Below are 23,809 nucleotides of genomic sequence, written 5' to 3' on the forward strand. Positions count from 1 at the left end.
GTTCTCCTATCGCTTGCTTGGTTTAAGTGCTGCTTGAAGACGCGAAAATCGTGAAGGTGGTGCGGTCAGTTTTTGGGCCACCAAGTGGCCCGAGCCACCGGAAAGGCCAGGACCGGGGTGGGTTGACGCGCCGATATGCCAGAGACCATCGACGGCGGTTTGGTGGCCTGCCGCCGCGGGGAAAGGCCGCCAGAGCAGGTTTTGGAAGAGCTCAGCGGAGCCTCCATAGGGGTCGCCTTTGACGGCATTGGGATTAGCGGCGGCCAGGTCCGTGGGAGCGATGATGTCTGAAGCGAGAACCGTAGCCTGGGTTCCCGGTGCGAACTGCTCCAGCCGGGCGAGGACCCGTTCCAGATAGCCCTGTTTCAGCTCCTCGGTCCAGCCTTCCTCCACTGTCAGTTCGCCGGCAGCATCACCCACGGGAGAGAACGGAACCTCCTGCAATTGCAGCCACAGCGTGGCCTTGCCCTCTGGAGCCCGGGACGGATCCAGGACGCATTGCTGCCCCACCACCACCGTGGGTTCGCTGGGCAGCAGGCCGGCCTCGGCTTGGGCGCAGGCGATTCCTGTGCTGTCCGAGCCGTTGCTGATGTGCACCAGGGGAACATCGTTGAGCCGGGGATCGACCCACTCCACGGGCTTGTCCAGGGCGAGGTGGATCTGCAGGGCGCCGCGGCCGTTCTGGTAGCGTCCGGCCGCCGCGGCGGTTCCGGCAGGTGGCTGGCGAAGGAGCTGGGTATAGAGGGCCTGCGGGGAGACGTTCGCCAACACCGTGCCGGACGTGACCACGCCCTGCGACGTCCGGACGCCGGTGACCGAGCTGTCTTTGCCGGAACCGCCGGAACCTACCAGGATCTCCTCGGCCTCGGCGCCCAGCATGATCCGGACCCCGTTGTCGCGCAGCAACGACTCAAACGCCTCCACGAACCTCGACGCCCCGCCTTTCACAATCGGGAGCCCGAAGCCGTGCATGCTCATGGCCATCACCGGCAACATCACCCCGCCGGTTGCCTGGTCCGGGCCAAGCCCTGCGTGCAGGAGCCACGGAGACCACAGTTGGTCCGCTTCCCACCCGTCAAAGCTGCTGCGGGTGTAGTTCCGGCCGCTCATGACCGCGTCCCGCACGAAGGCTTCGGTCCCGGAGAATCGTCCACGCCGTATGGCTCCGAAGGCAATCTTCGCCGTCTCCTTGAACGATCGAAGCTCCGCCCCGAACGCCCCAAAAACCGTGCCGGCGTTCCGCTCAAGGTCATTCAACATGGCCAGGTAGGCGGACTGGTCGCCGGTGACCTTGAACGCGGCAGCAGTCTCGCCCGGATCCCGATGTGCAATGACAACCCGGTGAACTCCCGTGGCCGGATCCGCGGCGACACTCGCGGTCACCGGGCCGGTGGTGTTGCAGTACTCCAGCCCCCTTGCGTGGAGTTCCTTGCCCAAAGCCGCGTAGGCGCCACCTGACACGAACAACGGGTGCCAGGAAGAGAAGGAGTCGTGGATGAAGCCCGGCAGGGTCCGCTCGGAGGAATGAATGAAGCCTCCCAGCCGGTCTGAACGCTCGATGATGCAGACGCGCTTTCCGTCCATGGCGAGCTCAGCTGCCGCGACCAGGGAATTGATGCCCGAGCCAATGATCGCGACGTCAACGGAATCGTCCATTTCCGCTCCTTTCAGAAGTGCTCAGAAGGTGGCTAGAAGTCCGGGTGGCTGGCGGTTGCGTGGTATTTGCCGCCGTGGAACACCAGGGGAGCGCCGCCGTCGTGGTCGTATTTCTCTACTTCCCCCACATAGATGACGTGGTCGCCGGCGTCGTGCCGTGAGACCGTGCGGCATTGGAAGGTGGCCACCGCGCCGTCCAGGAGTGGGACGCCGGCGATGCCTTCGGTGGTGTCCGTGCCGGCGAACTTGTCGGTGGCGGGAGTGGCGAACTGGCGGGACAGGACGTGCTGGTCGCTGGCCAGGATGTTGATGGCGAAATGCGTGGCGTTCTCGAAGTCACCCAGGCTTGGCGACCGTTTACTGGGGCACCACAGCACCAAAGGGGGCTCCATGGAAACTGACGTGAACGAATTCGCGGTCATGCCCACCTTCCGGCCGTCGGCAGCAACAGTAGTCACCACGGTAACGCCTGTGGCGAATTGCCCCAACGCGCCCCTGAAATCACGGACGTCGAAAACGGAGGTGTCTTCCTCTTTGCGGGCCTGCATGAAGTCGGCTGCGGCTGTGGGATCGAACCACCACGGATAGGACGTCCGGGGATCATCGAACCCGGCCACGATGCCCGCTGCCAGCGCCGGGTGTTCAGCGGCTTCGCTGAGGAGGGTTTTCTGGTGGTCCCTTCGAGGCTTAAGGAGGTCGTTGGTCCATTCAACCGCCCACTGGCCCCATCCGCGCCAGAACTCATCGAACGTCCGCTCCATCCAGTGGCGGTCGAACGGCTGCTGGCCCCTGCGAACAATCGCATCGAGGTAATACTTGGCGGCCAGTGTCGCATTGTTTGAGCCCTGCCCGGTGAGGGGGTCGTTGAGGACCACAGCGTCGCCGAGCCCGAACACCAGCTTCCCGTTCCCGAGCTCCCCGACGGCGGACCTCACCGTTGGCGTGATGCGCCCCAGCAGGGTGGCGCCGCTATCGGTCAGTTCCGCGTCGGCGAAGTTTTCGGCCTCGTGCGGGAAATGCTCTCGCAGGATTTCCAGCGATCGCTCCAGCTGCTCTTGCGGGGTCCCGACGTCGGTCCACCGGTCCATGGGGCCGCCCACCACGCCTTCGAACACCATCATGCGGCACGGCCCGGTGACGGTCAGGCCCGGGAAAGTAAAGAACTCGCCGACGCCGGGGGCCATGGACATGCGGATGGCGGCGGCGCTGCTGGAGGTGCCGTCCGGTGACGCGTCGCCCGCGACAGCACCGTCGTCGGCGGTGACGTAATTGTCGGCCGTGACGTAATTGAGCGCCAGGACCCGCTGGGGCCGGTCGAAGGGCGACTTTGCCTTGTCGCGCGGGAAGATCTGGCCGATCTCGCCCTTGCCGGTGCTGACAATGACAAGCTCGTAGTCGCGGGCGAGCTCTTCGAGCATGCGCGTCGTGACCTTCTCAATCCGGAAGTCACCCCCGGCGGCCACGAACGTCTCGATCCACAGGGCACTTTTGATCCGTTGGTCGATGGAGCGGGCCGGCCCATCCAAGGGGGCCTCCCATTCGATGGGTTCTTCCGCATCCACGCGCAACCGGATGGAGGTGATGCCCGGGACGGAGCCGGACTCGTAGAACTCCGAGAGCGCTGTCCCCATCTGGGCTTCGGCGTCGAGGGCGGTGGAGAACATGCACTGGCTGGACATGACTTTGCCGGTGCGGATCTGGGCCGCGGAACGGTCGGACAGGAGCGTCACGGCGTAGCCGTCCCGCTGCAGGCCCAAAGCCAGTTGGGCGCCGGATTCCCCGGCCCCGACGATTGCTATTTTTCGCATGATTAAGTCCTTGCTGGCAGGGGTGTGCCATTAAACCTTGGCGGCGGAGAGGCCGGCCAGGTAGTCAGCAGCTTTGTCCGGATACATGAACCAGTCCTGGAATTCCGGGGGGTGGTTGAAGCCGTTGGCGAACCGGTGGGCAATGGCCGGCTCGCTGTTCGCTGCGCCCAGGAGTTCAAGGATGTGGGGCGGCGGCGGGGCCAGGAGGGCATTTGTCCAGTGTGCAACGTGCTGGGCGTAATCCCAATAGCGCTCGAAGGTGGCCTGCATGAACTCTGCGTCGTAGGCTCCATTGTCCTGCCGGATGATGCTGTCCAAGTATGACGCCGCACATTTGCTCGCGTTGTTGGACCCTTGTCCGGTGATGGGGTCGTTCAACACCACGACGTCAGCCAGGCCCAGTACCTGACGGCCGCTCGGCAGCGTGGCAATCGGGTGGCGGACGGTGGGTGCGAAGCGGCCTTGGAGGACGCCATGGGGATCGGTGAGTTCCACGTCCGTGGCCCGTTCGGCTTCCCACGGCAGGAACGTCTGCAGGATGTTCGTGGAGTTCTCCAGGTGCTCCTCGGGAGAGAGGCCCTTCCACGTGTCCATCGGGCCGCCCGGAACGCCTTCGAAGACCATGATTTCGCAGGGGCCGGTGGTGGTGAGGGCGGGGAAGACGAAGTACTCGCCAACTCCGGGGATGAGGTTGAACGAGACGGCCGAGTACTCTTCGCGGGGCTTCAGGCCTTTCACGTAGGTCAAGGCAAGGGCGCGCTGCGGGGCGTCGTAGGTGCTGCGTTCGGCGTCGCGGGTGAAGAGCTGCGCGATCTCGCCTTTACCGGCTGCCACGATCACCAGGTCTGAATTCTGCGTGTACTTTTCCAGCTCAGCTACGCCGGCGTCTTCGAAGACCAGCTCGCCGCCCCGCGCGGTGAACTCCTCCATGAACTTGGGGAACTTCACGCGCTGATCGATGGACTTGGCGTGGTTGTCCAAGCGGGAGGCCCAGCTGATGGCCTTTTCACCCGGTAGTTCGGGGTGGGGAATGGTGAAGGAGATGCCGTCCACGGTGGGGGCATCGGGCCAGAAATCCAGCCCCAAGGACCGCTCGTGTTCCAGCGCGTTGTGGAAGATGCACTGGCTGGAGGCCACCTTTCCTTCCTGGATCTCCTGCGGTGTGCGGTTGGAGATCGTGGTGACGTGGAATCCGGCGTCCAGCAGGCCGATGCCCAGCTGCAGTCCGGACTGGCCTGCACCCACGATGGTGATGTGGCGTTGCGTCATGGTGTTGTCCTTCTCTCTTGGTCTGTATGGGTGTGGGTTTGTTTGCGGTTGTCAGTTGGCGGCGAGCAAGGGAATGGTCTCTTCGGCGCGTTCGGGTCCCAAAGCGGAGTAACCGCCGTCAACGGCCCAATCGGCGCCGGTCACGAAGCTCGCTTGGTCGCTGGCGAGGAACGCGACGACGTCACCCACCTCGTGCGGGCGGCCGACGCGTTTGAGTGCGTGGAACGGGGCGGCCACGGAATCTGTCTTCTCAAGGTTCCCGTTGCTGAGGGAATCCATGATGTTGCTCCACACCCAGCCCGGGCTGACCGAGTTGACCCGGATCCCGTCCGATGCGAAGTCCACCGCCATGCTGCGGGTCACCTGCACCAAAGCAGCCTTGCTGGCGGGGTACAACCAGCGGCCTGTCTGCGCCACGGAGCTGGAAATGGACGTGAAGTTGATGATGGCGCCGTGCCCCGAAGCCTTGAGGTAAGGGCGGGCCGCGTTGCTCGCAACTACGGCGCTGACGAGGTTGACGTTCAGTGCGTCGAGCCAGTCGGCGCGGCCGGAAGCTCCGCCATCGTCCTTGTACGTGCAGGCGAGGTTTACCAGGATGTCCAAGCTGCCGTGTCGGGCCAGGGTCCCGCTGACAAGCTGGTTCACGGCGTCATCATCAGTGATGTCAGTGTGGGAGTAGGTGATTCCTTCGCCCAGCCCGGCGGTGAGCGATGCGCCGTCGGGGTCTATGTCCGCCACCACCACCGTGGCTCCGGCGTCCCGCAAAGCGGTGACCACGCCCTGGCCCACCTTGGTGGCTCCACCGGTGACGATCGCTGTCCTGCCCTTGAGTGCTGACATGTGCCAAACCCTTTCCCGCGATGATGATGTTACGGATATATGACGTGCGTCATATTCGTCCTGCAAGCGACTCTAGGCAGTCGTGGTCGTTCGGAATATCCACGTGGCGCGAGGATTATCCGAATTACGCAGGCTCCTCCTCTTCTTCGTGCCAGCCAACCCAGGCCGCGGAAGTGAGGTGGGTTTCCCTGGCCTGAAGCTCCGCCGCCCAGAGTTCGAAATGACTCCGATCCCATTCATCTCGGCGGTCATGCACGAGCTTGATGTTCTTCACTAGCCCTCACCTCGCTTCCGTCACTGTTGTGGTTCTGTGAGCTGCGTCATACTTGTCTTAAAAGCGACTCTAGACAGTAGCTGCACTCCGGAATATCCGCTCGGCGCGGGGATCATCCGAAAAGCGAAAAGACCCCGTGCAGTGGGAAAACCGGTGAAGTAGGTGGCGGATGGTGAGGATTCTTCCTCGTGACGTTCTGCGGGGGCGGCCCACCATGGCCACCACCGACGTGGACCAAGCGCACGCCAAAATTGCTGAGCTGTTTTGCAGTCACGAACTGTCGCCGCGAACGCGCCAGTCCTCTGTGGATATGAAGCTCCGCTCCCTCCACCGCGGCGATGTGGGGATCGAGTTCCTGGACTACGGCGCGGACGTACGGATTGAGCCGGAGGGCCTCCAGGACTTCCACCTGGTGCAAATCCCGTTGACGGGGCACGCGTCCATGAAGGTGGGCGCGAGCACTGTGGAGTCGAGTCCGGCGATGGCCACTGTTCCTCCGCTCGACAGGCCCTTCTCCATGAGCTGGGACAGCGGCAGCCCGCACCTAATTGTGTACGTGCGGCGGGCAGCGCTGGAGCGGGTGGCGTGGCAACTCAACGGCGCGGCGCCTGGTGAGCTGGGCTACGGCATGGACCTTTCAGGTGGCGCCGGGCGCGCGTTCTTGAGGGCCGTCGTCGAACTTCATGACGACATGATCAGCCAACCGCAGTCCGCGGCTCCCGCTTTTGTGCAGGGTTTGTTGGCGGACAGCATGATCTCGCGCTTGCTGATGGCGATGGAGTCCCCCGGCGTGGAGGCTCGGGACGCGGCTTCGGAGGGCCGGTTGGTCCGCGATTGCCGCGAACTGTTGGAAAAGCACGCTTTCGAAGAACTCACTGTCCCGGACATCGCCGAGTGCCTGGGCGTTTCGGTCCGCACGCTGCAAACTGCCTTGCGGGCGGAAACTGGCGCGACGCCGTCGGAGTTATTGCGCAGTATCCGGCTGGATCGAGCCCGGGAGATGCTGCTGGAAGCGAGCCCGCGGGAGCAGAGTGTCACGGCCGTCGCTGAGTTGTGCGGTTTCACGCACCAAGGGCGCTTCTCTGCGCTCTACGTGAAGGCTTTCGGCGAGCTGCCCAGCGAGAGCTTGCGCCGCTAGGCAGGAGGCGGAGACTATTCTGAATCGCGCAGAACGCGGGGCAGGAAACCCAATTGATCCAATTCCCGAACCAGAAGTGGCGTTAGTTCGCTCGGGGCCAGCCGAAGCCGGTAGGATCTCTTCCCCTTGGCGATCGGTTCAATGACGCCGCGGTCCAGAAGCTTTCGAATGTCTTGACTTCGTGTCGCAGCTGAACCTGTGAATGCTGAACTAAGGTCTGCGGCCTTCACGTCAACTTTGCGCGCGATGATGGTCAAAGCCAGGGCTTCGTCCGCCGTGAAGCGCGACGAGGCGAGGCCTCTTGCGATTGCGGGAACCAACAGGCCTTCCGTAACGAAGTCCTTGTCACCGAGTTTCGCCAACCTTCTGAGGTCTGTCAGTTGTCCTTCGAGGACATACGTCGACCAGCGAATCAGGGACTCGGGTTCGAGGGAATCGGCGTCTTCGAGTCGTTCGTAGTAGAGGGCGCAGTTCTCCCCAAATACGGCCGTTGGGTTCAGCGCCCGGTATCCGGCGGTGTCGGAGAACCCTTGCCGCCGCATGGCGGCGTAAGTCATGAGTCTCCCGACGCGACCATTGCCATTGCCGAAAGGATGAATCCAGACGAACCGATGGTGGGCAAGCGCAATCTTGAGGAGCTCGTAGTTTTGATCTACGTCCGCATTGATGAAGTCGAGGAGTGACGTCATGTCTCCGTGCACGCTCCCTGGCGAGGGTGGCCGGTGCGATGAACCGCTGATGGTGACATCGGCGAGCCTGTAGGCACCAGGTGTGCGGTCCCCTTCACGTTCCAAACCGGCCACGGAGATGCGGTGCAGCTCCCGGACAAACCCGTGTGTCAGTATCGTCCCCCGGCCGACCGCGGAGTCGACGAAAGCCGTTGCTTCTTGGAGCTGGACGATCTCTTGAACACCGTCGTCCCGCTTGATGTCGGCTCGGTCCGCGAGCTGAACGCCTGCAACAGCATCCACAATTGACGTGCGATTGCCCTCGATGCGTGCGCTCATGATGCTCGACAGCAGTTGAAAGAGTGTTCGCAACTGTGTGAAGACCTCGGGAGCGGTGGTTCCTTCACCTAAATCTGCGCGAATCCGTTCAAGGTCGATGATGGCTTTCGCCAGTGGAGAGCTGAAGGGGAACTCGGGAAAATCGAGTGGGTTCACGGGGAGAATGTTCCATAGAGGTTTCCAACAATTAAGAGCATGGCCTGATTATTCCCTAGAAATCAGTGATTTTGCTAGACCCGGCCCGTGCAGGAATTAAATTATCCGGGTCCAACAATTAAGGCGCCTGTGCCAGCTACGCCTCCAGCACGTACGTCTTCAGGTCGTCCAGCGTCTGCTGCATGTGGGCGTCCATGGCCAGGCGTGACTCGTTGGGATTCCGGGACTCCAAGGCCGTGGCGATTTTCCTGTGGTGGCCGATTGCGTGTTCCTGGATCTCCGGGAAAGCCGATGTTTCGGTGCGGCGGGCCTCGAGGACCCGGTGCAGCGGTTCAAAGAGTACAGCGACAAACACGTTGCCGGAGGCGTGAAGAATGACGTCGTGGAAGGCGAGGTCGGCTTCCACGAAAGCCGCGAGATCGTTGACTTCGTGGGCGGCCTGCATCTTATCGACGTGTTCGCTGAGTGCTGTGAGTTCGTCGTCGGAGATACGTTCGGCGGCGAGTTCGCAGGCGCCGGTTTCAAGCATGCGGCGGAGCTCAATGAGTTGGATCGCGGCGGCTGCGTCCTTGGTTCCCTCAGATGCCGCCCGCAGCACGGCTTCCAGCGATGCCCACTGGTTCAGGGGGTTGACGAACGTGCCGCGGCCGCGCTCCACGCTGAGGATCCGCTGCGCTTCGAGGGTCTTCATGGCCTCACGCACGGTCATGCGGCTCACCTCGTGCTTGGCGCTGAGCTCAAGCTCACCGGGGACCACCGTTCCGGGTGGAAATTCACCCGCGATGATGCGGTCCAGCAACTCATCAGCGACGACGCCGACCAGCGACTTGCGTGCCATGTATCCCCATTTCCTGTACTCCGGCCATCCTCCGTCCCGTGTCTTCCCGGGGCGGGATGGTTGTCAGACATCTTACGCTGGCGGAGGCCAGCTCGTTTCCCAAAATTCCTGCAGCGCCTTGGCGCATTCCTCCGGCTTCTCCCAGTGGACACTGTGGCCCGCGCCGGGAATGGCCTTCAATTGGCGCCTCGGGCCTGCCGACACGAACGCGGCCATCTGGTCGATGGACCGCACCCGGTCCCCAACCCCGGCGATCACCAGCAGGGGCGCGTGGACGCGCCCGGGCACTGAAGGTTCGACGCCGGTCATGGCCGCCTTGCCGCTGGGGCCAAGAATCGAAAATGGAACGTCGAACCCCTTGCTGAGCTGCTCCATGTCTCCTGCGGACAAAGGGCCGTACCAGGCCTCCATGCACTTGGCCCTGGTTTCGGCATCCAGAAAGCCCTGGCCCCATTGGGACTGCAGCATCGACCGGAATCCTTCATTGGGAGGCGCCGGCACCATGCCCACCAGCGTTACCGTGGCCACCAGATGCGGGGAATCCGCTGCCAATGTCAGGGCCAGGCTGCCGCCCAGTGAGTGCCCCACCACGTGCGCAGGACTCCCGCCCAGCCGGTCAAGCGCGGCCGCTACCGATGCAGCCGCGGAGTCCAAGGTCCACGTGAAATCCGGCCGTAGTTCCTCGCCTGGGTGGTAGCCGGGGAGGTCGAGAATCCAGACTTCACGGCCGGCGTCGAGCAGTTCCTTGGCCAGGGGTTCCCAGTACACCGAAGAGGACGCCCAACCGTGGATCAGCACTGCGGGAACCTGCTGACCTGCGGGAATGGCGGGAGTGAGGACGTCCACGAAAGGGAGGGGAACCACGCTGTCGGCCATGTCCCCAGCCTAGTGACGCTGAGCACCTTGCGCGCTGAGGAGCCGTGTGTCACACTAATTCAAATGTTAGATGTCTGACATCTTACATTCACTAAACCGCTACACAGATTTCCCACGATGGAGTGCACAGTGACCCTTGAAGCAGACGTTCTGGCCGCCTTCCCGGAGGAAGTCCAGATTCCCGCTCAGCTGGTAGCCGACGCCGTAGCCGCGTCCGCTGCCACCACCCCGCGCGTTCTGGTTGTCCTCGACGACGACCCCACAGGCACGCAGTCCGTTGCGGATCTCGCCGTGCTCACCCGCTGGGAGGTTGAGGACTTCACCTGGGCCTTCACCCACATCCGTGAGAACCAGACCCAGGCCGCCGTTTACGTCCTCACCAACACCCGCAGCCTGGACCCGGCCGAAGCCGCGGCGCGCAACGAGGAAATCGTGCGCAACGCACTGTCCGCCGCCGCAGGCACCGTCCAACTCGGTTTTGTCAGCCGCAGCGACTCCACCCTCCGCGGCCACTACCCGTTGGAGCCGGACGTCATCGCCGCTACCGTGGCCGCCGCGACCGGCGAGCCCACTGACGGCGTAGTGATCGTTCCGGCATTCCCCGACGCCGGCCGCGTCACCATCGGCGGCGTGCACTACATGAGGGGAGACGCTGGCACACTCACCCCTGTGGCCGAGACGGAATTCGCCAAGGATGCGAGCTTTGGCTTCAAGAACTCCGAGATGGCCAAGTATGTGGAGGAGAAGTCGCAAGGCCGTTTCCCGGCAGGCGACGTGATCGTCCTGGACCTGAACATCATCCGCGCCGGAGCTTCCGCCCAGGACCCTACCATCTCCGCCAAGGCCATCGCCGACGCCCTGGAGCCCGCCACCAACTCCACCCCGATCGTGGCCGACATCGTCACAGAGAACGACTTCCGCGCCCTCGCACTGGGCCTTGAAGAAGCCGAACGCCGCGGCAAGAAACTCCTCTACCGCGTGGGTCCGCCGTTTGTCCGCGGCCGGATCGGCCAGGAAATCCGCACGGCATTGACCTCCGAAGAAGCCTTCGCGGGCAACACTCCCTCCACTGCCGGCGGCATGATCGTGGTCGGCTCCCACGTTGGCCTCACCACCCGCCAGCTCAATGACCTCACAGCCGCGCACAGCTCCGCGCGGACCATCGAGATCGACGTCGAGAAACTCATTGCCGGAACCGAAACGGCAGGTGAAGCGGAAGCCGACGCCTACATCGGAACCGTCGTCTCCGACGTCATCGATGCCCTCCACCACGGTGACGTCATCGTCCACACCAGCCGCCTGCTCATCAAAACCGACGACGCCGCAGCAAGCCTGAAGATCGCCCGCACCGTCTCCGCCGCCGTCGTCGCTGTGGTGAACCGGACCCTGAAAACCTTCCCGCCGCGGTTCGTCATCGCCAAGGGCGGCATCACGTCTTCGGATGTCGCCGCCCACGGCCTGGAAATCCGCCACGCAATCGTCCGCGGCCCCATGCTGCCGGGCATCGTCTCGCTCTGGGAGCCGGTGGACGGCCCCGCCAAGGGCATCCCGTACATCGTCTTCGCGGGCAACGTCGGCGACGACCAATCCCTGACTGAAGTCACCCGCAAGCTCAGCGCCACCTTCTAACAGCCAAAATTCACTGGAGAACACCATGACCAGCAGCAACTACACCGTCACCGTCCTGGGCCTCGGCGCCATGGGCCTGCCCATGGCAACCCGTCTCGCGTCCGAGCTCACCGTCCACGGCTTCGACATCGCCGAGCCGCGACTGGAACTCGCCGCAGCCGCCGGGATCAAGACGTTCGCTTCAGCCCGTGAGGCCTCCGATGGCGCCGACGCGCTGCTCCTGGCCGTCCGCAACGGCGAGCAGCTCAACGATGTCCTCTTCGGCGAGAACGGCGTTGCCTCGGTGTTGAAGCCCGGCGCCGTCGTGATCCTCGGCAGCACCGTTGGCACCGAAGCCATCCCCGCCACGGTGGAAAAGCTTGCGGAATACGGCGTGGTCCTGGTTGACGCTCCCCTGTCCGGTGGACCCAAGCGTGCAGGCGAGGGCGACCTGCTGATCGTCGTGGGTGCAGAGCCCGAGGCACTCGAAAAGGCCCGTCCCGCACTCGAACTGCTGGCCTCCACCCTGAGCATCGTGGGTGACAAGCCCGGCGACGGCCAAGCACTCAAGACCGTCAACCAGCTTCTCTGCGGTGTCCACATCGCCGCCGCTGCCGAGGCCATGGCCCTTGCCGACGCCCTCGGCCTGGACCAGGCGAAGACCCTCGCCGCCCTCGAGGCCGGAGCCGCCGGTTCCTTCATGCTGTCCAACCGTGGTCCGCGCATCCTCGAGGCCTACTCCGAGGACGGCGCCGAGGTCCTCAGCCGCCTCGATATCTTCGTCAAGGACATGGGCATCGTGGGTAAGGCGACCCGCGCCGCCGGCCTCGCCGCACCCGTTGCCGCCGCAGCTGAACAGCTCTACCTTCTCGGACAGGCCCAAGGCCTCGCCGCCGCCGACGACTCCGCCGTCATCAAGGTTGTCGCGCCCGCAAAGCGCACTGCCTAACCACCCCACAAGAACCCGCGACGACGGCGATCCCCCCTTCGCCGTCGCCGCCACCTCCCGCCGGTCTTGCCTAGACTGGTATGTCAAAGGAGACACCCCCAATGAATCCCCTCGTTAACTCGTTGATGGTTCAGGCGGCCGACGCCCCCGCCATCAAACCCGCAGTCGAACTGGGAACACCCCTTCTGCTGACCATCGCCGCAGCCGGAATCGCCTTGCTGTTGGTGCTGATCATCCGCTTCAAGATCCAAGCTTTCGTGGCCCTCCTGGCCGTCAGCATCCTGGTGGGTGTTGCCGCGCAGATTCCACTCAAGGACATCTTCACCGTAGTGACCACCGGAGTTGGCAGCACCATGGGCAAGGTCGCCCTGCTGATCGCCCTCGGTGCCATCCTCGGCCGCATGATCGAGGTTTCCGGGGGCGTGCAGTCCCTGGCCACCCACTTCACTGAGAAGCTCGGCGCCAAGCGCGTCGCTGTCGCACTGACCGCCGTCGGCTTCCTTGTGGCGATCCCCGTGTTCTTCGAGGTGGGCGTGATCGTCCTGGTCCCGATCGTCTACGCCTTCGCCAAGATCGCCAACGTTCACCCCATCAAGTTCGGCCTGCCCATGGCCGGCATCATGCTTTCCATCCACGTCGCTGTCCCGCCGCACCCGGGCATCGTTGCAGGTGCGGGCGTCTTCGGCGCGGACATCGGGCTGATCACCATGATCTCCCTCATCATCTGCATCCCCCTTGGATTCCTGTCCTACTGGGTTGCCAGCATCATGAACCGCAAGGAATACGAATTGCTGCCCGGCGTCAAGCAGCAGGTTGACGAGTTTGGCTCCGACTCCCTGGTCCACGTCGGCCACGACGGTCCCGGCGCCCGCGCCATCGCTCCTCCGCGTCCCGGCCTGATCATGTTCTTGATCGCCGCGCCCATCGCCCAGATTCTCCTCGGCACCGTTGGCACGCTGACCATCCCCAAGGACAACTACTGGTACGGCGTGGCCGCGTTCGTCGGCAATCCGTTCTTCGCGCTCCTCGTAGCCGTGGCCCTCTCCTTCTTCCTGCTTGCTGTCCGCCGCAACTGGTCCCTCAAGGAAACCGGCGAGATCTTCGAAGGCGCATTGCCTCCCATCGCTTCCATCCTCATGGTTGTTGCCGCAGGTGGCGTGTTCGGCGAAGTCCTCCGCACATCGGGCATCGGCGCGGCCCTTTCCCACACCTTGGACAGCCTCGGCCTGCCGGTGATCGTTCTCGGCTTCATCATTTCCCTGGCATTGCGCGCCGCCCAGGGTTCGGCAACCGTCGCCATCGTGACCACTACCGGCCTGCTGACCTCCGCGGTCATGGAAGGCGGTTACACACCGGCCCAGATCGCCGTGATTGTTATCGCGATCGGCTTCGGCTCGCTGGGCCTCTCCCACGTAACTGACGCCGGCTTCTGGACCGTGATCCGCTACTACGGCCTCACCGTGTCCGACGGACTCAAGACCTGGACCGTCCTGACCACCATCCTGGGCCTGGCCGGCTTCGCGCTGACCTACGTCGCGTGGATCCTGGTGGGAGGCTTGGCCCACTGATGCGCACCAACCTCGATCACCTGGTCACCTCTGCGCTGGCTGATGGCTCCGCAGTTCCGGCTTTCACCTGCTACGACTTCACCACCGCCCTTGCCGTTGTTGCGGCCGCTGAGGATGCCCGTCTGGGCGTGATCCTGCTGGTCGCTCCGAAGACTGCGTCCACTGCCAATGGACTGAGGCTCATCACGGCCCTGCGTGGCCTGGCTGACTCCGCGAGTGTCCCGGTCTCTGTGCAGCTTGACCACGCTTCGGATCTGCAGGTCATTAGTGATTCTGTGGCCGCCGGTGCTGACTCGGTGCTCGCCGACGGTTCGTCCTTGCCCTACGAGGACAACATCGCCCTGGTCCGCGAGGTCCGGGCCGTACTGGACGCCCAAGGTGCTGCCGACGTCGTGATTGAAGCAGAACTCGGCGGCCTTGCCGGCGACGAGGACAGGGCGTTCGGTGCTGACAATCCAGCGCACGACGCCGGAACGCCAGGTGCGGGACTCACTGACCCGGCGCAGGTGGCTGACTTCGTTGAACGAACCGGCGCGCAACTCCTGGCCGTTGCGGTGGGGAACGTGCACGGCAAGTACAAGGGCGAGCCCGCCATCCGTTGGGACGTACTGCAGGACGTCGCAGCACGGACCGACGTCCCCCTGGTACTCCACGGTGCCTCCGGCATACCCGCCGATCAGCTCGCGAAGGCCCCTTCGCTGCGGGTTGGCAAAGTGAACTTCAACACTGAACTGCGTACCGGAATCCTGTCCACGCTGGAATCTGAAACCGCAGCGCACAGGGCCGATGGCGAGAATCTGCAAGGCCTGCTGTCCAAGTGGAACGTCTCTGCGGCGACCTTCGCCGGCGCCACACTGGAGTTGCTCAGCGCCTGACGGGCAGCGCGGCACCCAAGACCGGCATGACAGGGAGGCTAGGATCAAACCATGATCCTGGCCTCCCTGATTTTTGCGTCGATAGCTGCCCTGCTCCACGTTTACATCTTCACTATGGAGTCCATTACCTGGACCAAGCCCAAGACCTGGAAAACGTTCAGCATCACCTCCCAGGCTGATGCGGAAACCACCAAACCGCTCGCGTACAACCAGGGCTTCTACAACCTCTTCCTGGCCATCGGCGCCCTGATCGGCATCGTCGCAGTGGCCATGGGGGCCCCGCAGGTGGGCTGGACCCTGGTCTTCAGCAGTTGCGGCTCCATGCTTCTGGCAGCCTTGGTCCTCGCCGCGAGCGGCAAAAAGTACCTCCGCGCAGCAACCCTCCAAGGAACCACGCCGCTGCTCGCCGTCGTGCTTGGTGTGCTGGCCGTGACGCTTAGCTAGGACTCTTTCTCTCGGCTAGGATTCCGGCGGCCCGTCCTGGGCCGCGGCTTCGTCCATCCACACCACTTCCCAGTGGTGCCCATCCAAGTCACGGAACGCCCGGCTGTACATGAACCCCATATCCATGGGGTCGTAGGTTTCGGAGCCACCCGCATCAAGGGCCTTGGTAGCCAGGGCATCCACGTCTTCACGGCTGTCGGCAGAAATAGCGACTATTGCCGCCGTCGAGTTTTGAGTGTCCGCGATGGGCTGCTTGGTGAACTCCGCAAACTTCGCGTGGGTCAGGAGCATGGCGAAAATGGTGTCGCTGAACACCACGCAAGCGGCGGTCTCATCGGTGAAGTTCGGATTGATGGAGTAGCCAAGGGCCGTATAGAAGGCCTTGGATGCCTCGAGGTCGCTGACGGGGAGGTTCACGAAAATAGAGGTAGTCATGGCTTTGATCCTGCCGGTGATTTGCCGCCTCGTCCAGACCCCGGTGTCCTGTTGTGGATACCTTTAGGGTGCTTTCCTCCACAGCGGAAGGGGCACTACGGACAAACTGCGCCCGGTCGCGTCAAGCAGATGGCCCAAACGCTTGTAGGTGCGGACAACCGCCTGCCGGGAAATCACTGTGCTGCCCGGGGCGCGCTCTGCCAATTCCCGTTCGAATGCCTGGACTTCCAAGTAGTCGCGCACCCACAACGTGACCACCAGGTTCTGCGTTCCCAGCACTTGGGCGCTGAGGCGGCAGTTGTTTTGTGCAGCGAAGTAGCGGCCTATGTCGTCAACGTATTGCGCCGGGATGTTGAGCATGAGCGTGACCTCCCGCAAGCCTCTGTTCGCTGCAGTGGAGGCGTCGCACCTCAGCGTGACGTAGCCAGACGCGAGGAACCGCTCCACCCGGCGTCGTGCCGTTTGCGGTGAAACGCCACAGGCGGCACCCAGGTCGGACCAACTGGCCCGGCCGTCTCTGGAGAGTTCTTCCAGAAGGGCGGCGTCCAATCGGTCAAGTGAGTACCCCGCCGGCATGACCTTGGCCTGCGATGAGACCAGCCGTGCGCGAGCGGGTTCCAGGGTCCCACTACGCCATTCCGAGGCCTGCCGGTACAGCTTGGTGACGAAAACGACTTCGCGGTGAGTGACCCCCGGAAGCTTCGGAAAGGAGTCCGTGACAATGTCCATCAGTTCCTCGTGGCTCGACGCGAAGCAATCCATGAACACATCGTGCGCGCCGGTAACCATCGAAACCGTGCCGAAGGCGGGTTCGGCACAGAGTCGTTGGATCAGTGTCTCTGTTTCGCCGGGGAGCGAAGAGAGTTGGATGAATGCGGACCAGCCGGCGTTGAGGTAGCGCTGGCCTGGAGACGGCGTAATCCATGCCAGCCGCCCCTCGATCAAGGCTTGCCAGCGGCGGGCCACCGTTGGACCGGACAGCCCCAGCGCATCTGCAACCCGACTCCATTCCGCCCGCGGATTGATCTGAAGGGCATTAATGATTTCAAGATCAAGCTCGGTAATTGTGGCTGATTCGTTCAATATTTGCTGCCTCATGTTGATTCTGAACAATCCAGAGGCAAGTGTAATCGAGGGCTCTAACGTTGTGACTCGCATCACCACAGGCGCATCCGGCCATTTCAACCGGCACAACACCCAAGGAAACACATGGCAAGCAACACAGCATCAACTGCGGCAGCGGCCACCACCCGCAGGGCCATAGCGGGCATGATCCTGGCAATGGCGCTCATCGAGTCGCTCAGTGGCGTCACCCAGGGGTACCTGAACCCCATCCTGCCTGCGCTGGGACCGGTCTTCGAGATTGACGACCCCACCATCAACGGCATTTTCCTCATCTCCAACGTCAGCTTCGCTGTCCTGACCCCCATCATTTCGAGGCTCGGCGACAGCTACGGTTACCGCCGTGTGCTTCGGTTGTCGACGGGTGTAGTGACTGTCGGTGTCCTGCTGATGGCATTGTGGCCATCGCTGTGGACGGTGACCCTGGGCGTCGTCATGCTCACCTGCGTGGTGGGCTTCATCCCCCTGATGATGGGAATCCTCCGCGTTACCAGCCCCGCCGGCACCCGCACGGGTGTCAGCGTCATGATCGGCATGCTCATGATCATGGTGGGCGCTGGTGGTTTGCTCGCCGGGATCGTTGGAGTCACGGATCCCACCTTGGGGTTCTGGGTCGCTGTGCCATTCGCAGTGATCGCCTTGGTTTGTTCCTTTTTACTGCCCGACGCCGGGATCCCGACTCGTGAGGGCATCGCCCTGGCCCCGCTGTTGGCATGTTCGCTCGGTCTCATCGCCTTTGTTGTGGCACTCTCCATGGCGCCGGAATGGGGATGGCTGGACGCCCGCACGTTAGGGGCAGGTTTGCTGGGCTTCGCACTGCTGGCCTATTGGGCCAAGCGCGACTACAGCGGTGGTGCCGGAAAGCGGTTCATGGACTTGCGCATGCTCGCCAATCCGCGGATCCGAGTGGTTTCCTTGGCAACGTTCTTCTTCGGCTTTGCCTCTATCAGCTACTTCGGCACCAACGGGATCTTCCTGCATTCCAACCCGGACAAGACCGGCTACGGGTTTGGCCTCAGCCCCCTGATGATTGCGATCATTCTGGCCTTGGCTTCTGTTCTTTCGCTGGTGTCCTCATTGATGACGGCAAGGGCCTTGCGACTGTTCGGTGAGCGGGCCACGCTCGTTTTTGCCGGCGTCATGTTGGCAGGCGGATTCCTGGTCATGATGATCGCCCATGGTTCCTTTGCCGGCTACTGCCTCGGCTTCGCGATGTTCAACCTGAGCCTTGGAATGTACCAGGCTGGAACACGCTCCCTGTCGGTGGAGGGCGTTGCTTTGGAGGAAACATCGACGGCCGCAGGGCTTAATGAACTCGCCCTGTCCGTTGGCATCGCTGTAGGAGCAGCCGTGGTCAAGCTGTTGTCGTCAGCCTCAGTGGATTCCGGGCGCATCACGGAAGCCGGATTGCTGACCATATGGGGAACATTGGCCTTCGCGGCCCTGATCGCTGCTGCGGCCAGCGCCCGGTACCCGAAGCGTCAGGCTGCAGGGGTGACGGCATGACCGCCGGGGCGAACAGCGGGACCCGTGGGGCCGCCGTCGTGATTGCATCCCAAGGCGATCTTCACACCTTGCTGGAAAATGAACTGCAGCGATGGAAGCCCGAAATCCTGGACCTGAGCCATGCCATCCATGCGGACCCGGAGGTTGGGGGGCAGGAGTTCCGAGCGGTCAAACGCGTTCAAAGGGTGCTCCGAAAAGCCGGGTTCAGTTTCGATGAAGCCCAACCGACGCAAGGCACCGCCTTCAGCGCAAGCTGCGGAAGTGGGGAACTGGTGGTGGCGCTCTGTGTGGAATACGACGCCTTGCCGGACATCGGCCATGCCTGCGGCCACAACGTCAACGCGGCAAGTGCGGTGGGGGCGGCCTTGGCCTTGGCCGCAGTGGCCGGGGAACTCGACCTTACCGTCAGGGTCTTCGGCACGCCGGCGGAAGAGACCACAGGAGGCAAAGTGGACTTGATCGATGAAGGCTTCTTCGACGACGTTTCCCTCGCCATGATGGTCCACGCCGGCGCAGCCGATGTGGTGGGTGGCTCATCGCTGGCGATGTCTATGTGGGACGTGCTTTTCGAAGGTCGGCCAGCACATGCAGCAGCGGCACCCCATCAAGGCGTCAATGCTCTGGACGCACTGGTCATCGCACAGACGGCCATTGCTTTGGCGAGGCAGCAACTCCCGACAGGATCGATCGTGTCGCTCATTGTCACCGAGGGTGGAACAGCTGTTAACGTCATCCCCGAGCGGGCACGGGCGAGCGTGGAAATGCGGGCTCCTGGAATCGACCAGTTGCGCCTGATCCAGGACAACATCAGGCGGTGCCTGGAAGCCGGCGCCCTGGCGAGCGGGTGCACACTGCAGGTGACGCCGAAGGGCAACGATTACGCAGAGTTGCACCAAGATCCGTTCCTCACCCAGGCCTACAGACAAGCCATGCAGGCGAAGGGCAGGGAGGTAGCCTTCAACGCGGCTCCTGTGGCTTCCACGGATATGGGCAATGTTTCCCAGATGGTACCGTCCATCCACCCGGTGGTGGGTTACGACGTGCGGGGCGCCGCCCACCACACCGCCGAGTTCGCGGCTTTCGGAGCTTCAGCCGGAGCGGACACGGCCGTTCTGGACGGTTCCTTCGGCATGGCAGCGGCGGCATGCGCAGCCGCTCGAGACCCGGAGCAGCGGAGACTCCTGCTGGGGGGTGGCCGGGACTAAACCGGCCCGCCTGCTGGCTCCGCCCCTTCGACGGGCGGACAATGGAGTCAACACGCAGGTGCGTGGGTTCCAAGGGAGAGCCATGGAGCGGGAATGGCAAGCGCACCCCCGCGCACACCGGGACACGGTGGCGCAGAGGGATCCGGCGATCGACCTTGTCCGATTCACCTGCCTGCTCCTGGTGGTGGCAGCGCATTGCATGATGGCCAACCCTGTTCTGCAGAAGGACGGCACGGTCACCACGGAGAACGTGCTCATGGAGCAAAGCTGGTTTACCCCTGTGGCCTGGGCCCTCATGATCGTTCCACTGTTCTTCGTGCTGGGCGGTGTGACGGGCTTGCAGTCGTGGCGGCGCCTGAAAGCACGCGGCGGTACCGGATTCGACTTCGCCCAACTCCGGCTCCTCCGACTGGTCCGCCCTGCCATGGCATTGCTCGCCGCCATGTGGGGAGGGCTGTGGGTCGCGCTGCTGCTGGGTGTCCACCCCCAGGTCATTCAGCTCATGACAGCCGGCGCCGCCATGCCGCTGTGGTTCCTGGCCGCCTACCTCACGGCGCAGCTCAGCGTTCCATTCCTGGCCAGCTTGCACGAACGCGCACCATTGCTGACCTTCGCCGCGTTGGTGGCGCTGATCATCACGGTCGACTCACTTCGAGGCGCACTTCCCGTGCTCGCGTTCACCAACCTGATCTTCGTGTGGTGCGCGGTCCAGCAATTGGGTTTCCTGATGGCGGATGGCTTCTTCGAACAGCGCAGCCGTACCTGGCTGGTGGGTGTCATTGTCACCAGCAACCTGTTGTTGGGACTGGTGACGGGGGTGGCGGTTTACCCGGGAAACATGGTGGTAAATATCAATCCACCCAACATGTGCTTGCTGCTGTTGGGCGTCTCGCAGGTCGCGACACTTCAGCTGCTCCGGAACGGCATCACCTGGCTCGCGGGAGTCCGCTGGATCCAGGCAGTCATTGCCGTGGCCGGTCGCAGGTCCATGACGATTTACCTGTGGCATCTTCCGTTGCTGGTGGGCATGTCAGGGTTGTTGTTGCTCACCGACGTGCCCAAACCCGTAGGTGGCACGCCGGAGTGGTGGTGGGCCAGGATTCCGGTTTTCCTTGCCGTGGTCGCGTTGCTGGTGCCGGTGGTGTGGCTTTGTGGGTGGTTGGAGAACCGTCCGACGGCGGCAAGCCACGCGCGGGGTCCCTCGCGTGCCGCTGTGGCGACGGCCGCCGTCGTCGTTTTGATCCCGCTTGCGGACGCCGCGTTAAACGGCCTGACACTTGCCTTGTTGGGTGGGGGAGCGGCGTGCTTTGCCCTTTCAGTCCTGTTGCTGGGGAGGGTTCCGACGCCGGTGCTGCCGCCATCGTCTGGAGTGGAGGTCCCGCAGCACCGCGTAAGAAGGGTGTCCACGTTGCCAGAGCCAGGTTTAAGTGCCAATCTCGAACCATGACCGAGTACACGGATTCACTGGCAGAATCGTTCCGTCCTGGCGTCACCACGGTGCGCAACGATAAATTCCACCGCTATGAGCTGCATGTAGACGGCGAGTTGGCCGTGATTTCACAATTCCTTGATCGGCCCGGTCACATCGACTTCATCCACACAGAAACCAAGCCCGGGTTTAACGGCCAAGGCCTGGCTAAAGTCCTGGCGCACTTCGCGCTGGACGATGTTGTGGCATCCGGCAAGCGCATCATCCCGCATTGCCCGTACATCGCCGCGTACCTGACAAAGCACGAGGGCTACGAACAGGATGTTGATTGGCCTGCCGAGAAGCCGGTAGGCGAACCGGACAACGAATAGGACCTACGCGGGCGTTGGCTGCTCCGCTCTCTTCCTTCGTTTAGGCAACTGGCCCGCCCTGTCCGCCGGGAAGGGCCAGTCCGTCCGTGCGCCGCTGAGGGACACGATTGCGTCATTTTCATCGGAAACCACCTGGCCGCGGCAGGTGGCATGGACCTGCATGGCGCTGACCAGGCTGCCCCCATGGATATGGTCTGCGTCGGTCACCAAATACGCGAAGCTCCGCATGACGGATTGGCCGGGAGCCAGAAGCGCGATCCGAAGATCGCGTTCCACGGGTTCCGAGGTGTACTGGAGGATCTCCATGCCCTCGTTGGTGAAGGAACGCGGCACCAGTGTCACGTCCCGCAGGTGGCTTGCGGAGCTGTTGGTAATCCATGCTGTGAAGATGACGGTGTCTCCCGGAATGGCTACGGGGCGGTCCGCTCCATAGACCAAGGTGGCACGCCCTGCTGTCTTCTTACGGGTGAGCGGCGCTGATCTGTGGGGCGGCAATCCACGAACAATCCCGCTCGGTTGTCGTGTTCCGTCCTTATGGACAGCGCGCATCAGTTTCAGGAGAGGGCGCGGGCGGCGGATGTCCATCATTCCTCGATTCGCACCAGGGTTCAGAAGTGTCATGTCTATTAGTGCGGGCAACGTGGAAAACGTGATGCCAAAACAAAAGTTCTCTACAGGTCCGGAACCCTCGATTCAAGTCACACGGTTTCTGATGTCACACTATTGTTTATGGATCAAGTAGTTGCCGTCACCGCCGACGCCGTGTCACCACTTTCGGCGATGCCCACCGGCAGCGATCCGCAGATCATGGCTCTGGTACGCGAAGGCGTCACGGATGCCTTCGACGTGCTCTATCAGCGGCACATGAAGGTGGCACAGTTTGTAGCCCGTTCCCAGACAGACAACCCGAGCGATGCGGATGATGTGGTGGCCGAGTCTTTCGCTGCGATTTTTCAGCTGCTGACGGAAGGCAAGGGGCCCAAGGAGTTCTTCCGGTCCTACCTCCTGACCGTGGTGCGGCGCACCGCCCACGATCGAAACCGGAAAGCCCGCCGGATGCCCATCGCAGAGGACGACGCCATCCTCGACGCTCCGGTCATGGACAACGATCAAGTAGTCAGCGAACTTGAGTCAAGCATGATGGCCAAGGCGTTCAAATCCCTGCCGGAGCGCTGRCAGGCTGTTCTGTGGCACCTGGATATCGAGGGCCTGAAACCTGCAGCGGCCGCTCCCTTCGTGGGCCTGAGTCCCAATGGTGTTTCGGCGCTGGCGCTCAGGGCCAGGGAAGGCCTGCGGCAGGCCTACCTGCAACAGCACATCGGCCGGACCGTGGATCAGGCCTGCGACGAATACGCCGGCCAGCTGGGCAAGTACGCCCGGAATGCGTTGAAGCGCACTTCCTCGGAGAAAGTCGGCGCCCACCTGGAAGGCTGTGCCAAATGCACGGCCTTGTTGATTGAACTCAATGACATCCAGGGCGGCATGCGCTCCATCCTCTTCCCCCTTCTGACGGGAATCACTTTCACGCCGGCTGGAGCGGCGGCCATCGGATTCGGCGGCACCGTGGCAGCGACAGTAAACGGAGGTGCCGGGAGCACCGCTGTACCGGGAAATATCGCTACCCAGGGCATCCGTGGCCTCAGCAACGCGTGGAAGTTGACGGCCGCACTGGTAGTGGGCGTCATGGCGTTGGCAGGGACCCTCATCTGGTTCCTTCAGCCAAGCCCGGCGTCCCAATCCACGGCTACGTCCGAGGCCGTCTCCAACCTCCCGCCAGCTCAGGAGACGTCGCTGCCCACGGCAACTCCACTCGCCACCGCGTCCTTGCCTGCAGTACCGGAATCTCCCGCGGTCGTGATTCCACGGGCAACAACTCCCTCGCCCGACACTCCGGTCGCAGCGCTGCCGGAACCTCCCGCCGTCGTGTCTCTACCAGCCGCGGTCCCGCAGCGGAAGGCTGTTGTGGTGGACTCCGGTACGGTGACGTCGACGCCGGCACCCAGTGGCGTGCCTCCTGCGGCACCCGCTACCCAGACGGTTGATGCCAGGTTCACAGCTGCCCAGGGGGCGAACCCCACCGAACGGGAACTGAAAGTGCAGTTCGCGCTTGAGGGACAGGGCACGCCGACTACCGGCCACGTGGACTTCACCCTGCCTGGCCAGGCAACGTTCCTGGCTGGGAAAACCCTCGCTCCCGCGGGGTGGACGTGCGCCGGTGTCTCTGGGGGAGACCGCCTGATCCGGTGCAGTACCGACTCCTTGGCCGGCAACGACCTCTCGTTCGTGCTGGGAATAGCCATGCCAGCCTCCGCCGTAACTGGAACGCTGGACTACCGGTTTGCCGGGCAGGGCGTCATCACCAAGAACTTCACCAATACGTTCAGCTAGGCACCACAGGGCTTTCCGGGCTGGTGATGGTCTTCGTTGCGCCCTCC

General features: G+C 63.2%; 21 protein-coding genes. 11 read left to right on the plus strand and 10 right to left on the minus strand.

Features of this window, described 5'->3' with window-relative positions; genetic code table 11:
- Window positions 1-6: 6 nt before the first annotated feature.
- From AB4Y77_RS13645 to AB4Y77_RS13660, 4 genes are read right to left on the minus strand one after another with little or no spacing between them, the layout of a single operon-like run.
- Complete coding sequence (locus tag AB4Y77_RS13645; RefSeq protein WP_442014320.1) at window positions 7-1,656, minus strand: phytoene desaturase family protein; 1,650 nt, start codon at window positions 1,654-1,656, stop codon at window positions 7-9.
- Between the two features lie 32 nt (window positions 1,657-1,688).
- The gene (locus AB4Y77_RS13650) at window positions 1,689-3,464 is read right to left on the minus strand and encodes a flavin reductase (protein WP_442014321.1); all 1,776 of its coding nucleotides are present in this window, start codon (window positions 3,462-3,464) and stop codon (window positions 1,689-1,691) included.
- A gap of 30 nt (window positions 3,465-3,494) precedes the next feature.
- Entirely contained in the window at window positions 3,495-4,733 is a 1,239-nt protein-coding gene (locus AB4Y77_RS13655; RefSeq protein ID WP_442014322.1) for a styrene monooxygenase/indole monooxygenase family protein, read from the minus strand.
- Window positions 4,734-4,784: 51 nt separating this feature from the next.
- Window positions 4,785-5,573, minus strand: a complete 789-nt coding sequence (locus AB4Y77_RS13660; RefSeq protein ID WP_311211688.1) for an SDR family oxidoreductase — start codon at window positions 5,571-5,573, stop codon at window positions 4,785-4,787.
- Window positions 5,574-6,061: 488 nt separating this feature from the next.
- On the opposite strand from AB4Y77_RS13660, the gene AB4Y77_RS13665 reads away from it, so the two are divergent.
- Window positions 6,062-6,985: an AraC family transcriptional regulator gene (locus AB4Y77_RS13665; protein ID WP_442014323.1), complete on the plus strand. Its 924-nt coding sequence runs from the start codon at window positions 6,062-6,064 to the stop codon at window positions 6,983-6,985.
- A 14-nt stretch (window positions 6,986-6,999) separates the two neighbouring features.
- On the opposite strand, the gene AB4Y77_RS13670 is transcribed toward AB4Y77_RS13665, so the two are convergent.
- From AB4Y77_RS13670 to AB4Y77_RS13680, 3 genes are all read right to left on the minus strand, one after another.
- On the minus strand, window positions 7,000-8,148 hold the full coding sequence (locus AB4Y77_RS13670) for a Fic family protein (protein ID WP_442014324.1): 1,149 nt from the start codon (window positions 8,146-8,148) through the stop codon (window positions 7,000-7,002).
- Between the two features lie 136 nt (window positions 8,149-8,284).
- On the minus strand, window positions 8,285-8,986 hold the full coding sequence (locus AB4Y77_RS13675; RefSeq protein ID WP_442014325.1) for a FadR/GntR family transcriptional regulator: 702 nt from the start codon (window positions 8,984-8,986) through the stop codon (window positions 8,285-8,287).
- A gap of 72 nt (window positions 8,987-9,058) precedes the next feature.
- Window positions 9,059-9,862 (minus strand): alpha/beta fold hydrolase, encoded by an 804-nt coding sequence (locus AB4Y77_RS13680; protein WP_442014326.1) that lies wholly within the window; start codon window positions 9,860-9,862, stop codon window positions 9,059-9,061.
- Window positions 9,863-9,991: 129 nt separating this feature from the next.
- On the opposite strand from AB4Y77_RS13680, the gene AB4Y77_RS13685 reads away from it, so the two are divergent.
- The 5 genes from AB4Y77_RS13685 (at window position 9,992) to AB4Y77_RS13705 (ending at window position 15,306) form a co-directional block, all read left to right on the plus strand.
- Window positions 9,992-11,491 carry a four-carbon acid sugar kinase family protein gene (locus AB4Y77_RS13685; protein WP_442014327.1) on the plus strand — a complete coding sequence of 500 codons (1,500 nt, stop codon included), beginning with the start codon at window positions 9,992-9,994 and terminating at the stop codon, window positions 11,489-11,491.
- Between the two features lie 25 nt (window positions 11,492-11,516).
- The gene (locus tag AB4Y77_RS13690) at window positions 11,517-12,419 is read left to right on the plus strand and encodes an NAD(P)-dependent oxidoreductase (protein WP_442014328.1); all 903 of its coding nucleotides are present in this window, start codon (window positions 11,517-11,519) and stop codon (window positions 12,417-12,419) included.
- 101 nt (window positions 12,420-12,520) lie between these two features.
- The gene (locus AB4Y77_RS13695; protein WP_442014329.1) at window positions 12,521-13,987 is read left to right on the plus strand and encodes a GntP family transporter; all 1,467 of its coding nucleotides are present in this window, start codon (window positions 12,521-12,523) and stop codon (window positions 13,985-13,987) included.
- Window positions 13,987-14,862 carry a class II fructose-bisphosphate aldolase gene (locus AB4Y77_RS13700; RefSeq protein ID WP_442014330.1) on the plus strand — a complete coding sequence of 292 codons (876 nt, stop codon included), beginning with the start codon at window positions 13,987-13,989 and terminating at the stop codon, window positions 14,860-14,862. The genes AB4Y77_RS13695 and AB4Y77_RS13700 overlap by 1 nt, the downstream gene beginning before the upstream one ends.
- A 51-nt stretch (window positions 14,863-14,913) precedes the next feature.
- Entirely contained in the window at window positions 14,914-15,306 is a 393-nt protein-coding gene (locus tag AB4Y77_RS13705) for a DUF1304 domain-containing protein (protein WP_311211680.1), read from the plus strand.
- A 15-nt stretch (window positions 15,307-15,321) separates the two neighbouring features.
- Here AB4Y77_RS13705 and AB4Y77_RS13710 read toward each other — a convergent pair whose 3' ends face one another.
- Both AB4Y77_RS13710 and AB4Y77_RS13715 read right to left on the minus strand, forming a co-directional pair.
- Window positions 15,322-15,741 carry a VOC family protein gene (locus AB4Y77_RS13710; protein WP_442014331.1) on the minus strand — a complete coding sequence of 140 codons (420 nt, stop codon included), beginning with the start codon at window positions 15,739-15,741 and terminating at the stop codon, window positions 15,322-15,324.
- A gap of 63 nt (window positions 15,742-15,804) precedes the next feature.
- Window positions 15,805-16,839, minus strand: a complete 1,035-nt coding sequence (locus tag AB4Y77_RS13715) for an Lrp/AsnC family transcriptional regulator (RefSeq protein WP_442014332.1) — start codon at window positions 16,837-16,839, stop codon at window positions 15,805-15,807.
- 111 nt (window positions 16,840-16,950) lie between these two features.
- Between AB4Y77_RS13715 and AB4Y77_RS13720 the strand changes: the two genes are divergently transcribed.
- The 4 genes from AB4Y77_RS13720 (at window position 16,951) to AB4Y77_RS13735 (ending at window position 21,374) form a co-directional block, all read left to right on the plus strand.
- Complete coding sequence (locus AB4Y77_RS13720; protein WP_311211677.1) at window positions 16,951-18,369, plus strand: MFS transporter; 1,419 nt, start codon at window positions 16,951-16,953, stop codon at window positions 18,367-18,369.
- A complete protein-coding gene (locus AB4Y77_RS13725) occupies window positions 18,366-19,574 on the plus strand; it encodes an amidohydrolase (protein ID WP_442014333.1) in 1,209 nt (402 codons plus the stop codon). The genes AB4Y77_RS13720 and AB4Y77_RS13725 overlap by 4 nt, the downstream gene beginning before the upstream one ends.
- 82 nt (window positions 19,575-19,656) lie before the next feature.
- Entirely contained in the window at window positions 19,657-21,021 is a 1,365-nt protein-coding gene (locus tag AB4Y77_RS13730) for an acyltransferase family protein (RefSeq protein WP_442014334.1), read from the plus strand.
- Window positions 21,018-21,374, plus strand: coding sequence for a GNAT family N-acetyltransferase (locus AB4Y77_RS13735; RefSeq protein ID WP_311211674.1), 357 nt, complete (start codon window positions 21,018-21,020; stop codon window positions 21,372-21,374). The genes AB4Y77_RS13730 and AB4Y77_RS13735 overlap by 4 nt, the downstream gene beginning before the upstream one ends.
- A 3-nt stretch (window positions 21,375-21,377) precedes the next feature.
- On the opposite strand, the gene AB4Y77_RS13740 is transcribed toward AB4Y77_RS13735, so the two are convergent.
- A complete protein-coding gene (locus AB4Y77_RS13740) occupies window positions 21,378-21,995 on the minus strand; it encodes a hypothetical protein (protein WP_311211673.1) in 618 nt (205 codons plus the stop codon).
- 108 nt (window positions 21,996-22,103) lie between these two features.
- Between AB4Y77_RS13740 and AB4Y77_RS13745 the strand changes: the two genes are divergently transcribed.
- On the plus strand, window positions 22,104-23,762 hold the full coding sequence (locus tag AB4Y77_RS13745) for a sigma-70 family RNA polymerase sigma factor (protein ID WP_442014335.1): 1,659 nt from the start codon (window positions 22,104-22,106) through the stop codon (window positions 23,760-23,762).
- The last annotated feature ends 47 nt before the right edge of the window (window positions 23,763-23,809 follow it).

The organism is Paenarthrobacter sp. YAF11_1 (assembly GCF_052113445.1).
Lineage (GTDB): Bacteria > Actinomycetota > Actinomycetes > Actinomycetales > Micrococcaceae > Arthrobacter.